The organism is Polaromonas sp. (assembly GCF_031411155.1).
In the GTDB taxonomy this organism is placed as follows: domain Bacteria; phylum Pseudomonadota; class Gammaproteobacteria; order Burkholderiales; family Burkholderiaceae_C; genus Polaromonas.
The window spans coordinates 1-13,788 of record NZ_JANOAL010000309.1; the positions used below are offsets into that span (position 1 = coordinate 1).

Genomic DNA, 13,788 nt, shown 5'->3' on the forward strand with positions numbered 1-13,788 from the left:
TGCTCATAATTAAGAATTCAAATTCGCTTTCCAGGCGCCCTTGCTCGCGCTCACTTGCCGGAGACATGTCTTGTTCAAATCCCTTCAGCTCAGCAAATCCGACGCCGGCTTTTCGGCCGCCATTGTGGATACCGATGAATCGCAGTTGCCCGCTGGCGACGTGCTGGTGCAGGTCGACTATTCGAGCCTGAATTACAAGGACGGCCTGGCCATCACCAACACCGGGCCGGTGGTGCGCAACTGGCCCATGGTGGCCGGCATTGACGGCGCGGGCAGCGTGCTGGAATCGACCCATGCCCACTGGAAGGCGGGCGAGCGTTTTGTGCACAACGGCTGGGGCCTGGGTGAATCGCGCTGGGGGCTGATGTCCGGGCGCGCGCGCCTGCAGGGCGACTGGCTGGTGAAGCTGCCGGCGGCCTTCAGCACGCGCCAGGCGATGGCGATTGGCACGGCCGGCTACACCGCCATGCTGTGCGTGCTGGCGCTGGAGCGCCATGGCGTGACGCCCGCGGCGGGCGAGGTGCTGGTGACCGGCGCCACCGGCGGCGTCGGCAGCGTGGCGGTGGCCTTGCTCGGCAAGCTCGGCTACAGCGTGGTGGCCGCCACCGGCAAGGCCAGCGAAGAAGCCTATTTGAAGCAGTTGGGTGCCAGCCGCGTGATGGATCGGGCCGAACTGTCTGCGCCGGGCAAGCCTTTGCAAAAAGAACGCTGGGCGGCGGTGGTCGATGCGGTCGGTTCGCACACGCTGGCCAATGCCTGCGCGCAAACCCGCTACGGCGGCGTGGTGGCGGCTTGCGGGCTGGCGCAGGGCGCGGACTTCCCGGCGACGGTGATGCCTTTTATCTTGCGCGGCGTGACGCTGGCGGGCATAGACAGCGTGATGGCGCCGCTGGCCAGGCGCCAGCAGGCCTGGGACCGGCTGGCAACCGACCTGGACCCGGCCAAGCTCGAAGCCATGGTGGAAGAAGTGCCCTTGGCCCGCGCTGCTGAAAAAGCCGCCGACTTGATGGCCGGCAAGGTGCGTGGCCGCGTGGTCGTCAAAATTTAAGCCCATTCCCACAACACCCAAATAGAAACTGGAAACAAGAAATGACAAGCTACGCCGACTTTTACCGCCAGTCCATAGACCAGCCCGACGCCTTCTGGACCGAGCAGGCCAAACTGATTGACTGGCACCAGCCGTTTGACCGGGTCTGCAACTACGACAAGCCGCCGTTTGTGCAGTGGTTTGAGGGGGGCCTGACCAACCTTTGCCACAACGCCGTGGACCGGCACCTGAAAGACCGGGCCGACCAGGCGGCGCTGGTTTATGTGTCGAGCGAGACCGGCATTGAAAAAACCTACAGCTATGCCGAATTGCATGTGGAGGTGCAGCGCATGGCGGCCAGCCTGCAAGCGCTGGGCGTGCAAAAAGGCGACCGCGTGCTGATCTACATGCCCATGATGGCCGAGGCCGCGTTTGCCATGCTGGCCTGCGCGCGCATCGGGGCGATTCACTGTGTGGTGTTTGGCGGTTTTGCCAGCGGCTCGCTGGCCTCGCGCATTGAAGACGCCACGCCCAAGGTGATTGTGAGCGCCGATGCAGGCTCGCGCGGCGGCAAGGTGGTGGCGTACAAGCCGCTGCTGGACGAGGCGATTCGCCTGTCCAGCCACCAACCCGAAGCGGTGCTGCTGGTGGACCGGGGCCTGGCGGCGATGGCGCTGGTGCCCGGCCGCGACCAGCTGTGGGACGATTTGCGAGCGCTCAACATGAAGACCCAGGTGCCCTGCGAGTGGCTGGACTCGACCGCCATCAGCTACACCATCTACACCAGCGGCACCACCGGAAAACCCAAGGGCGTGCAGCGCGACACCGGCGGCTATGCGGTGGCGCTGGCGGCCAGCATGAAGCATATTTTTGATGGCCGGCCCGGTGAAACTTACTTTTCAACCAGCGACATCGGCTGGGTGGTGGGTCACAGTTACATCGTTTATGGACCGCTGATTGCGGGCATGGCGACCATCATGTACGAAGGCCTGCCGACGCAGGGCATGGACGGCCAGCCCAATGGCGGCATCTGGTGGAGCCTGGTCGAAAAATACAAGGTGACGGCGATGTTCAGCGCGCCGACCGCCGTGCGGGTGCTTAAAAAACAGGATCCGGCGCTGCTGAAAAAGTATGACCTGTCGAGCCTGCGGGCGCTGTTCCTGGCCGGCGAGCCGCTCGATGAACCGACGGCGCGCTGGATCAGCGAGGGCCTCAACGTGCCCATCATCGACAACTACTGGCAAACCGAAAGCGGCTGGCCGATCTTGACCATCGCCAATGGCGTGGAGAAAAAGCCCAGCAAGTTTGGCAGCCCCGGCATTCCGATGTACGGCTACAACGTCAAGCTGCTGCATGAAGCCACCGGCGAAGAGCTGACGCAGCCCAACGAAAAGGGCGTGGTGGTGCTCGAAGGCCCGACGCCGCCGGGCTTCATGCAAACCATCTGGCAAGACGACGAGCGCTTCGTCACCACCTACTGGAAGAGTATTCCGGGCAAGCTGGTTTACAGCACCTTTGACTGGGGCATTCGCGACGAGGACGGCTACTACTTCATCCTCGGCCGCACCGACGACGTGATCAACGTGGCGGGGCACCGGCTGGGCACGCGCGAGATTGAAGAGAGCATTTCGGGCCATGCGCAGGTGGCCGAGGTGGCGGTGGTGGGCGTGGCCGATGCGCTGAAAGGGCAGGTGGCCATGGCTTTTGTCGTGCCGAAAGATTCCGGTGTGCTGCAGGACAGCGCGGCCGCCATCAAGCTCGAAGGCGAGATCATGAAGCGGGTGGACGGCGACCTGGGCGCGGTGGCGCGACCGTCGCGCGTGCGCTTTGTCTCGGCCTTGCCCAAAACCCGCAGCGGCAAGCTGCTGCGCCGCGCCATTCAGGCGGTGTGCGAGGGCCGCGATGCCGGGGATTTGACCACCATGGACGATCCCGCAGCGCTGCAGCAGATTAAGGATCGGGTCGCCGGCGAGTGATCATGACCGCGTGAAGCGGGAATCTGTTCTAACCGCTTGATGACAAAAGCCCGGACTCGCCGGGACTCTTCAGGCGGGCACGTAGCGCTTCAATAGATCGCAGAAGTGATCCGCAGCAGGAGTCAGCGGCAAGTCCGGCCGCCGGATCATGACGATGTCTGGCGCAGGCAATTTTTCCTTGATGTTGATGACCTGCAGCACATTGCGCGTGAGCGAAAATTCATTCCATTGCGCCGGCAGAATGGCCAGCAGGTCACAGCTTGAGAGCGCCACCATGACCGAGAGCGCTGAGTGCGTCTGTAGCGTGATGACTGGCGGCGGCATCTTGTATTTTGCAAACAGCTCGTTGAGGTCCATCTCAGCGTTGAAGTCCAGCGTGGTTGTCGCCCATTCGATCTTCGCCAGGTCCTTGATTGATTTGGCTCCTGCCATCGGGTGGCCTTTTCGACCTATTACCGTACGCGTGTTGTGCAGCAGCGTTTGTGCCACCAACCCGTCAGCGGGCTCGCCCTTGGGTGATGCGCCCAGGTAAAAGTCAATGCTGCCGTCCTGCAAGCCGGCCTCCATGGCCGGGTACAGGCCTTCAATAATTTTTAAACGTACCAGCGGATAGCGGCGCCGGTAGACCGGCAACGCCTGCGGCAGCATGCCCATGTGCGGCATGATGGACAGGCCGACGGTAATGGAGCCGCGCATGTCGCCCCCGGTTTGTTCAAAGTCTTCGTGCGCGCGCCTGACTTCATTGACTACCGCGCTGGCTCGCCGGTGGAACAGTTTGCCGGCTGAAGTCAGCACCATGCCGCGCGCTTGCCGTTCGAAAAGGGTCACGCCCAGTTCCCGCTCCAGCGCGCCTATGCTGCGCGTCAGCGCCGGTTGCGCCAAGTTGAGGTGACGCGCCGCAGCGCGCAGGCTGCCACGCTCAACTACCGCCACCATGTCCCGCATCTGATTCAGTTTCATGGATTCATCCGTACAAAGAGTCGTGCAAGGAGAGATGCATTTTGGGTATCACAAAACAAATTTTGCCATCTTTTGTTAATCAGTCAAAAAACTTAAATTTCGGGCTCGGGTAGGCACAAAACCGATTCACCACTTTCGAGAAAACAGACAGGAGACAACATGAAAAGATCCGACTCACGTCAGTCCGCTTGCGGGTGCTCCCGCAGGCCCCATCTCATTGCGGCTGCATTTGCTGCGTTGCTTGGAGTTGCTGGCGCATTCAGCACGCCCACCATGGCGCAGACCTGGCCCAGCAAACCAGTGCGCCTGATCGTGCCGTTTCCGGCCGGCGCCGCGCCCGACGTCATTGCACGCCTGGTTGCCGACCGCTTGGGTACCGCATGGGGCCAAGCCGTGTTTGTCGACAACCGGCCAGGCGCAGGTGGTATTCCCGGTATGGCGGCCCTGGTGCGTTCACCCGCCGATGGCTACACGCTGGGGTTCGTGCCGGCTGCCGTCGTCACGCTGACGCCGGAGCTGTATAAAAACCCGCAGTTCAATCTCGATACAGACCTTGTTCCGGTCGCTGCGATTGGCACGAGCCCGATGATGATCGTCGTTAACCAGTCTTCTGATATCAAGACCCTGGCAGATCTCGTCAAGGCCGCCAAAGCCCAGCCTGGCAAGGTCAATTTTGCAGCTGCGCAAACCAATTCAGTGCCGCATCTGACCGGCGAGATGCTGGGTCGGGCCACCGGCACTTCAATTTTCACGGTGCCTTACAGCGGTTCTGCTGCGGCCAGCACGGCGTTGCTCGCCAATGAGGTCGCTTTCACAGTTGACGGGCTGCCAGCGCTCACGCAGTACGTGAAGGCGGGCAAGTTTCGTGCGCTGGCTGTCACGTCGCACGATCGCTTGCCCGGTTTTGAGAATGTTCCTGCAGCGGGCGAGACGGTCAAGGGGTTCGAATCCCTCGGGTGGTTTTCGATTTATGCCCCGACTGGAACGCCTGTCAGCGTGATTGAGCAGGTCAATCGCGACATCAACAAGGTTATTCAAGCCCCCGACCTGGTTGCACGTTTAGCCGATCTCGGCGTTTACCCAAAGCCCGGCACGCCCAAGGCGCTGGGTGCTTTTGTCCAAGAGCAACGCTCGGTCTGGAAAAAAGCTGTTGCCGACCTTGGCCTGCAGCCACAGTAAGCAAGTTTTACTACCTCGCCCAGAACCCTGACTATTTTTTAAAGGAAATCCCATGACTACACGCAAAAAAGCCCTCGTCACTGGCGGCGCCACCGGCATTGGCCGCAGCGCCGTACTGGCCCTGGCCCGCGCTGGCTACGATGTCGCCATCAACTACGCATCAAGCGCCAATGCCGCGCAGGCCACGGCCGCAGAAGCCGAAGCCCTGGGCGCGAAAACACTGCTGCTGCAGTGCGATGTCAGCGACGACGCTGCCGTGCGCCGCATGATGGCCGCCATCGATGACGCCTTTGGCCATCTGGACGCCCTGGTCAGCAATGCCGGCACCACGGCCACCTGGAAGGTCAAGGATCTGGAAAGCCTGGACATGGCGGAATGGGACCGCACCTTCGCGGTAAATGTGCGCGGTACCTTTCAGGTGGCGCGCGCCGCAGTGCCCCTGCTCAGAAAAGGCACCAATCCCTCGATCGTCAACACCGCCAGCATCGTCGGCCTGCGCCCCGGTCCCCAGCCCTTGCCCTATGCCGCCAGCAAGGCGGCCGTGGTCAACCTGACCAAGACGCTGGCCTGGAACCTCGGCCCCGAGATCCGGGTGAATGCGGTCGCGCCGGGCTGGATGGAAGGCGACTGGATGGAGCGCATGCTGGGCGATAAGTACTCCGACCTGATGGGCAAGCGCGCCCGGGCCACACCGCTCAAGCGCTGCGTGACCGCCAACGACGTGGCTGAGACCATGCTCAACCTCATCGAATCCAACCGTTTCGTCACCGGAGAAGTCATCGTCATCGATGGTGGCTTCACCATGTCCACCTGAAACAGGAGTGCCTGACCATGTTGCAAGGATTTGTTCCCTTTCCTCCCGAGTTCACCGCCCGCTACCGCGAAAAAGGCTACTGGCGTGACCAGTCGCTGGCCCAGGAATTCGATGTTGTTTTCCAGCGGTTTGCCGACCGCATCGCGCTGGTCGATGGTGAGCGCCAATTCACCTATGCCGAAATGGACCGGGTGACGAGCAACCTGGCGCTGAACCTGCTGGACATCGGCATCCAGCCGCTGGACCGTATCGTGCCGATGCTGCCGAACGTGCATGAGTTTGTGCTGCTGTACTTTGCCCTGCAAAAGCTGGGCGCGATTCCGATTGCCGCGCTAGTGAGCCACCGCTATGCCGAGATCAGCCAGTTCGTGAATCTGTCGGGCGCCACCACCTGCGTCTATCCCGAGACTTCGGGCGACTTCAGCTTTTCGCCGGTCATCGACCGCATCCAGGCGGAAAACGCGTCGCTTAACATCCGCATCGTGCTGGGCAATCCCCGGGCGGGGGAGCATTCACTGCGCGAGCTGATTGACCGGCCCGCGACCTTGCCGCTGTCTGCGCTGGCCGACATCAAAATTGACCCTACCGACCCTTGCATCTTCCAGTTGTCCGGCGGAACCACCGGCATTCCCAAGCTGATTCCACGAACGAGCAACGACTACGCCTACAACTCCAAGGTGGCCGCCTCGGTGTGCGAGATCGATGCGGAGTCCGTCCTGCTGCTGGTGCTGCCGATTGCGCACAACCTGCCGCTGGCCTGTCCCGGCATCCAGGGTTTCATGTTCAATGGCGCCACGGTGGTGCTGCATGCCAACACCCGACCGGCCGAGATGTGCGCGCTGATACAAAAGCACAGGGTCACCCACCTGAAGGTCGTGCCTGCGCTGCTGATCCGGCTGATCAACGATCCGTGCGTCAGCGACTATGACCTGTCCAGCCTGAAGCTCATTCAAAGCGGCGGCCAGCGCATGCAGCCCGAGGTGCGGGCCAAGACTCGTCAGCTGATTCCCGGCGTGTTCGTGCAGGAAAACTTCGGCATGTCCGAAGGCACCCTGATGTTTGTCCACGCCGGCGACTCCGAAGAGGTCAAGCTGGAAACCTGCGGCCGGCCGGTCTGCGCGGACGACGAAGTCAAACTGCTGGACGAGGACGACCGCGAAGTGCCCATGGGCGAAGTGGGCGAACTGACGGTGCGCGGCCCCTATACCCTGCGCGGCTACTTCGGCGTGCCAGAGTACAACGCCCGGCAGTTCACCCGTGACGGCTTTTACCGCTCAGGCGATCTGATGCGCATGCACCCGTCGGGCAACTATGTGGTCGAGGGCCGCAAAAAAGACCTGATCAACCGGGGCGGCGAAAAGATCAGCGCCGAGGAAGTCGAGAACCTGATCCTCATGCATGTCGCCGTGCAAAACGTCGCCTGCGTGCCGATGCCGGATGCCAACATGGGCGAGAAGATGTGCGCCTTTGTCATCCTCAAGGCCGGGCAGTCGCTGGCGCTCAAAGAACTGGTGGACTTTTTGCTGACCAAGGAAATTGCCAAGTTCAAGCTGCCCGAGCGGCTGGAAGTGCTGGCCGATTTTCCGGTGTCCACCTTTGGCAAGGTCTCCAAAAAAGCGCTGGGCGAACTGGTCGCCGACAAGCTGACAAGCGAGCAATCCGCCCGCACCGATTGACTCCATAGCTATAAATTTAGGAATAATCATGAGAATCATCGACCTGCATTGCTACCCCGGAACCCAGACCTGGATAGACGCCCAGGGGCCGTACCCGGAAGCCCTGGCGACCTACTGGAAACGCGACTGGGTTGCCAAAAACGAAGCCGAAGTCATTCAGGAATTCACCGATGCCGGCGTGGATGCCTGCCTGGTGGCGCTTGATCTTGAAACCACCGTGGCCACGCCGCCGTGCACCAATGAATATGTGCACGACATGTGGAAGCGCCATCCCCAGCGCGTGATCCAGTGCTGGGGCGCGGTAGAGCCCGCCAAGGGCGAGGTCGCGATTCGCCAGGCCAAAAAAGCGGTTGAGAAACTGGGCTTCATCGGCTTTCACTTCCACCCCATCATGCAGCACTTCGCCGTGAACGACCGGCGCCACTACGATCTGTTCGAGGTCATCAACGCCCTGGGCGCCGCCGTGATGATCGATGTCGGCACCACCGGCATGGGCGCGGGCATGCCCGGCGGCCACGGCGCGCGCGTGCGGCATGCGCACCCGTCGGCGATTGACGATCTGGCCGCCGATTTCCCGAAGCTCAAGATCATCATGGCGCACCCCGGCTGGCCCTGGGTGGAGGAAACCACGGCGGTGGCCTTGCACAAGGGCAATGTCTTCTGGGAAATGTCGGGCTGGGCGCCCAAGCACTTTCCGGGCAACCTCAAGGTGGACATTCGCGGCCGCCTGCAGGACAAGATCATGTTCGGCAGCGACTACCCGAGCCTGCCCTACGAACGCATCCTGCGCGAATGGCGCGAGCTGGGCTACAAGGACGAGGTGATGGAAAAGATCATGCACGGTAACGCCGAGCGCGTGCTGGGTCTGTGAGCCGCACGATGACTGATGCTTTTATTTGCGATGGCATTCGTACGCCGATAGGCCGTTATGGCGGCGCGCTCTCCGGGGTGCGCACCGACGACCTTGGCGCGGTGCCGCTGCGGGCGTTGATGCAGCGCCATCCAGACCTTGACTGGACAGCGCTCGAAGAGGTCTATTACGGCTGTGTGAACCAGGCCGGCGAAGACAACCGCAACGTGGCGCGCATGTCGGTCCTGCTGGCTGGCCTGCCGCAGACGGTGGCGGCTGCGACCGTCAACCGTCTCTGCGGTTCAGGCCTTGAGGCGCTTTCTAGTGTGTCGCGCGCCATACAGACCAATCAGCTCGGGCTGGCGGTTGCGGGCGGCGTTGAAAGCATGAGTCGCGCCCCGCTGGTGATGCCCAAAGCCACGGCGGCGTTTTCGCGTCACGCGGAAATCCACGACTCGACGATTGGCTGGCGCTTCGTCAATCCCGCAATGAAACGCCTTTATGGTGTGGACGCCATGGGCGAAACCGCCGAGAACGTTGCCGAAGAACATGGCATCTCGCGCGCCGACCAGGACGCGTTTGCCCTGCGCAGCCAGCAGCGTGCGGCCAAAGCCATGTTGGCGGGCATCTTCGCCGAAGAAATCACCGGCGTAGCCATCGCCGGCAAAAAGGGTGAGCCCCGCGTTGTTGAACACGACGAACACCCGCGCGCCGACACGACGCTGGCGTCCCTTGCGGCGCTCAAAGCCAGCTTTCGCGACGGTGGCACTGTCACCGCCGGCAATGCATCGGGCGTTAACGATGGCGCTGCCGCCTTGTTGGTAGCCAGCGAAGCCGTTGCGCGCACCCATGGTTTGACGCCACTCGCCAGGGTCATTGGTATCGCAAGCGCTGGCGTCGCGCCGCGCGTCATGGGCATAGGCCCGGTACCGGCCACCCAGAAACTGCTGGCGCAAACCGGCCTGCAGATCAGAGACTTCGACGTGATTGAACTGAATGAAGCGTTTGCAGCGCAGGGTCTTGCCGTGCTTCGCGCGCTGGGCCTGCCTGACGACGGTGAACACATCAATCCCCATGGCGGTGCCATTGCGCTAGGACACCCGCTGGGCATGTCGGGCGTTCGGCTGGCGTTGACGGCCGTGCGCCAACTGCACCGCACGGGTGGGCGCCGCGCGCTGTGCACCATGTGCATCGGCGTCGGCCAGGGCATCGCCGTCGCGCTGGAACGCATTTGAAAAAAACCACAGAAAGACACCATGAGCGACGATTTACCGATTCTGCTGACGCGCCTCGGGCATGTGGCCGTCCTGACCCTGAACCGCCCGCAGACCCGAAATGCGCTGTCGGGCGAGGCGATGTTCGCGGCCTTTGAAAGCTGCTTTGCCGAACTGAACGCCGACCTTGGTATCCGCGCCGCCATCCTGACCGGCAGCGGCACCGCCTTCTGCTCGGGCGGCAATGTAGCCGAGATGCGCGACAGAACCGGCATGTTCGGCGGCAGCCCGGAGGAGGTTGCCCAAGGCTACCAACGCGGCATCCAGCGCATTCCACGCGCATTCCAGACGCTCGAAGTGCCCATCATTGCCGCCGTCAACGGCCCGGCCATGGGCGCGGGGTGTGATCTGGCGAGCATGTGCGACATCCGCATTGCTTCGAGCGGCGCGCGTTTCGCTGAGAGTTTCGTCAAACTCGGCATCATTCCCGGTGACGGCGGCTGCTGGCTGCTGCCGCGCCTGGTAGGGCCTTCACGGGCTGCCGAGATGGCCTTGACCGGCGACACGATCACGGCGGACGAAGCGCTGCGCATTGGCCTGGTGTCGCGTGTCGTTGCGCCCGATGCGCTGATGCCCGCAGCGCTGGAACTGGCCGGCCGCATCGCCGCCAATCCGCCGCAGGTGCTGCGCTTGACCAAGCAGCTGCTGCGCCAGGCGCAGGCGCAGACCCTGGATCAGGCCCTAACCGAAGCGGGAAAAGTGCAGGGCCTGGCGCACCAGACCGCCGACCACCATGAAGCCGTGAACGCGTTTTTTGAGAAGCGCGCACCTGTGTTCTCGTCAGGACCCCTATGAACGACAGCGGCGTGCTCATCGAATCGCAGCCTGCCGACGGCGTGGCCCTGGTGCGGCTCAACCGCCCTGAAGTGCTCAATGCGCTGAACCTGGAACTGCGCCAGGCGCTGGCCGAAACCTTCATGCGGCTGGATGCCGATGACACGGTGCGCGCCATCATCGTTGTCGGCAGCGAACGCGCGTTTTGCGCCGGCGCCGACCTCAATGAATACGTCAACGCAACGCCGTTGGACATCATTGGACGCGACATGGACCGGCTCTGGGGCGCGATTGCAAGCTGCCGCAAGCCGGTGATTGCCGCCGTGCGCGGCCACGCGCTGGGCGGCGGCTGTGAGCTGGCGATGCATGCCGACCTGATCGTGGCCGGAGAATCGGCACGTTTTGGTCAGCCCGAGGTGCTGATCGGCCTGATGCCGGGCGGTGGTGCCACGCAGCGACTGACGCGCGCGGTGGGTAAATTCCATGCCTCACGGCTGCTGATGACCGGCCAGCCGATTGGCGCTGCAGAGGCATTGCAAATCGGCTTGGTCAGCGAGGTTCATGGTGATGCCGTGGTGGAGGAACGCTCACTGCTACTGGCCATTCAATTGGCGGGCCTGCCTGCGCTGGCGCTGCGCTTTATCAAGGAAGCCATGCTTGAGAGCATGAACAGCACGCTCGAGCGGGGCCTACAGCACGAGCGCAAGTCGTTCCAGCTGCTGTTCGCAACCCCGGACAAGACAGAGGGCATCCGCGCGCGGCTGGAGAAGCGCCCCGCTAGGTTTTCCGGTACAGCCTAGGGCGCCTCAGAGACGCTTCTTGTTAAAGAATAAATAAAGAATAAATAAAGAATAAATTTTCCTTCGCCGCACTGATGTTGGCCGCTACCTGAGCATCCGCGCAGGGCGTCATGCCAAGCGCCACTGTGTATGGCATTGTTGACGTCGCCGTTGAACGCATCGAGGGAAAGAGGAGGAGTCACCCGCATGCCCAATCTGACGGGCAGCGTGCCCGCGGCTGGGGTTTCACAGGAGCGACGACCTGGGTAGCTGCCTGCAGGCGATTTATAACTTGGAAATGGGCCTTTCCCATGATGGGTGGGCGCAAGCAGCTCCTGAATTGATAGCGATTGTCCTCTTCATGCCTGTGACCCGCAGCTGCACCCAAGGGTAAATCCCGTGCTGAGGCAGGGCGCTTGCATTCAAGATATCAGTAAATACTTATATTTGGATTGACTTATGGATCAGATAATCGCGCCTGGTGGGAATGTTGGGAGCGCTGAAAGCAGCCGGGTGTTTGAGCTGGCCGCCGAGCTGTTTGCCGTGCTGGCCACGCCCATGCGCTTGCGGGTGCTGAGCGCCCTGTGCGAGCACGAAAAGTCGGTCAACGAGCTGCTGGCCGAGATCGAAACCACGCAGCCCAATCTCTCGCAGCATCTGGCGGTGCTGTACCGCACCGGCGTTCTGGCCAAGCGCAAGGAGGGCGCGCAGGTGTTCTACCGGGTGCAGAGCGAAAAAGCCGTTGCGCTGTGCCGCAGTGTGTGCACCCAGATCGCCATTGAGCTTGATGAGCCGGACGCTGTGCCCGAGGGCCAGGGCCTGTCGCCCCGCGCAAGCCTTCAGGACGCAAAAACCGCCTGAGACGGAAAGTGTTTTCAATGTTCAATCGATTTTTGCAACGCGCACCCGAAAACTTTCTGACACCCGCGCAGCTGCAGGATGTGCGGGCCGGCCGGCGCGGCTTTCTGGCCCAGGCCCTAGCCGCGGCGGCGGCCGGGGCAAGCGTTCAGGCCAATGCGCAGGAGGTGGGCGACCCCAACATCCTGAACCTGCCGCCCCACAGCAAGGGCCTGGGCCAGCCGGTGGCCGCACGCCCCTATGGTCTGCCCAGCGTTTATGAAAAAAACCTGCAGCGCCGCGAAAGCCCGGGCCTGACCCGTGTCGGCCAGTCGAGCGTGAGCTTTTGCCCGCTGCAGGGGCTGTTCGGCATCATCACGCCCAGCGGCCTGCATTTTGAGCGCCATCACCAGGGCTGGTGGGACATTGATCCGTCCAGGCACCGCCTCATGGTCAATGGCTCGGATGCGTCCATGCTCAAGCGCCCCATGGTCTTCAACATGGACGAGCTGATGCGCCTCCCGCCGGTCAGCCGCATGCTGTTCATTGAATGCGGCGCCAACACCGGCATGGAGTGGGGCAATGCGGCCGTGCCCACCGTGCAGTACACCCACGGCATGCTCAGCTGCAGCGAGTTCACCGGCGTGCCGCTGCGCAGCCTGCTGGAACTGTGCGGCGTCGACCTGCAGCGCGCCAAGTTTGTGCTGGCCGAAGGCGCCGATGGCTCGGGCATGACGCGCACCATTCCCATGAGCCTGGTCATGAGCGGCGAGGTGCTGGTGGCCTATGGCCAGAACGGCGAAATGCTGCGGCCCGAAAACGGCTACCCGCTGCGCCTGGTGGTGCCGGGCGTGCAGGGCGTGAGCTGGGTCAAGTACCTGCGCCGCATCGAGGTCGGCGACATGCCCTATGCCAGCAAGGACGAGACGATTCACTATGTCGACTTGCTGCCCGACGGCACGCACCGGCAGTACACCAGCATTCAGGAAGTCAAAAGCGTCGTCACCTCGCCCAGCGGCGGCCAGCTGCTGCTGCAGCCGGGGTTTCACAACATCACCGGGCTGGCCTGGAGCGGTCGCGGCGCCATCAAAAAAGTCGATGTCTCGACCGACGGCGGCCGCAACTGGCGGCCGGCCCGGCTGCAAGCCCCGGTGCTTTCCAAATGCCTGACGCGCTTTCACGCCGACTTTGTCTGGGACGGCAAGCCGGCGATTTTCCAGAGCCGCGCGGTCGATGACACCGGGCAAATCCAGCCCAGCTACAGCGAATTGCGCAAGGTGCGCGCCTCGCGCAGCATTTATCACAACAACGCCATCCAGTCGTGGTTGCTGCAGGAAAACGGCGAGGTGAAAAATGTTCAGGTTTAAACCGATGCGTCAGGCCTGGCCGCTGTTTGCCTGTGCCTTGATATTGGGTGTGGGCGTAAGCCATGCGCAGACCTTGCCAAGTAAAAAGCAGCCGGCCATGGCAGGTGTTGGCATAGGCCGCAGCGCCACGCCGGCGGAAATCAGCGCCTGGGACATTGACGTGCGGCCCGACTTCAAGGGCCTGCCCAAAGGCCAGGGCTCGGTGCGCCAGGGCGAGGTGTTGTGGGAAGCCCAATGCGCCTCCTGCCACGGCAGCTTTGCCGAGGCCTCCGATG

General features: G+C 62.6%; 11 protein-coding genes and 2 pseudogenes. 12 read left to right on the forward strand and 1 reads right to left on the reverse strand.

Annotated elements, in window-relative coordinates:
- Positions 1–70 precede the first annotated feature (70 nt).
- Positions 71–1,048: an MDR family oxidoreductase gene (locus RMO23_RS18225; RefSeq protein WP_309684269.1), complete on the forward strand. Its 978-nt coding sequence runs from the start codon at positions 71–73 to the stop codon at positions 1,046–1,048.
- Positions 1,049–1,062: 14 nt separating this feature from the next.
- Positions 1,063–3,003 (forward strand): annotated as a pseudogene (locus RMO23_RS18230) (propionate--CoA ligase); the annotation flags it as partial.
- Positions 3,004–3,072: 69 nt separating this feature from the next.
- Here RMO23_RS18230 and RMO23_RS18235 read toward each other — a convergent pair.
- On the reverse strand, positions 3,073–3,963 hold the full coding sequence (locus tag RMO23_RS18235; RefSeq protein WP_309684271.1) for a LysR substrate-binding domain-containing protein: 891 nt from the start codon (positions 3,961–3,963) through the stop codon (positions 3,073–3,075).
- Between the two features lie 273 nt (positions 3,964–4,236).
- Between RMO23_RS18235 and RMO23_RS18240 the strand changes: the two genes are divergently transcribed.
- The 10 genes and pseudogenes from RMO23_RS18240 to RMO23_RS18285 form a co-directional block, all read left to right on the forward strand.
- A complete protein-coding gene (locus RMO23_RS18240; RefSeq protein ID WP_309684273.1) occupies positions 4,237–5,142 on the forward strand; it encodes a tripartite tricarboxylate transporter substrate binding protein in 906 nt (301 codons plus the stop codon).
- A gap of 52 nt (positions 5,143–5,194) precedes the next feature.
- On the forward strand, positions 5,195–5,956 hold the full coding sequence (locus RMO23_RS18245) for an SDR family oxidoreductase (RefSeq protein WP_309684275.1): 762 nt from the start codon (positions 5,195–5,197) through the stop codon (positions 5,954–5,956).
- Positions 5,957–5,973: 17 nt separating this feature from the next.
- Positions 5,974–7,632 (forward strand): AMP-binding protein, encoded by a 1,659-nt coding sequence (locus RMO23_RS18250; RefSeq protein WP_309684278.1) that lies wholly within the window; start codon positions 5,974–5,976, stop codon positions 7,630–7,632.
- 28 nt (positions 7,633–7,660) lie between these two features.
- Positions 7,661–8,503, forward strand: a complete 843-nt coding sequence (locus tag RMO23_RS18255) for an amidohydrolase family protein (RefSeq protein ID WP_309684280.1) — start codon at positions 7,661–7,663, stop codon at positions 8,501–8,503.
- An 8-nt stretch (positions 8,504–8,511) separates the two neighbouring features.
- On the forward strand, positions 8,512–9,717 hold the full coding sequence (gene pcaF / locus RMO23_RS18260) for a 3-oxoadipyl-CoA thiolase (RefSeq protein WP_309684282.1): 1,206 nt from the start codon (positions 8,512–8,514) through the stop codon (positions 9,715–9,717).
- A 21-nt stretch (positions 9,718–9,738) separates the two neighbouring features.
- The gene (locus RMO23_RS18265) at positions 9,739–10,551 is read left to right on the forward strand and encodes a crotonase/enoyl-CoA hydratase family protein (protein WP_309684285.1); all 813 of its coding nucleotides are present in this window, start codon (positions 9,739–9,741) and stop codon (positions 10,549–10,551) included.
- Positions 10,548–11,330: an enoyl-CoA hydratase-related protein gene (locus RMO23_RS18270; RefSeq protein WP_309684287.1), complete on the forward strand. Its 783-nt coding sequence runs from the start codon at positions 10,548–10,550 to the stop codon at positions 11,328–11,330. Before RMO23_RS18265 ends, RMO23_RS18270 begins: the two co-directional genes overlap by 4 nt.
- Before the next feature lie 438 nt (positions 11,331–11,768).
- Entirely contained in the window at positions 11,769–12,170 is a 402-nt protein-coding gene (locus tag RMO23_RS18275) for a metalloregulator ArsR/SmtB family transcription factor (protein ID WP_309684289.1), read from the forward strand.
- A gap of 17 nt (positions 12,171–12,187) precedes the next feature.
- Positions 12,188–13,513 (forward strand): sulfite dehydrogenase, encoded by a 1,326-nt coding sequence (gene soxC / locus RMO23_RS18280; protein WP_309684291.1) that lies wholly within the window; start codon positions 12,188–12,190, stop codon positions 13,511–13,513.
- Positions 13,500–13,788, forward strand: a pseudogene (locus tag RMO23_RS18285) (cytochrome C); the annotation flags it as partial. The gene soxC and the pseudogene RMO23_RS18285, both read left to right, overlap by 14 nt.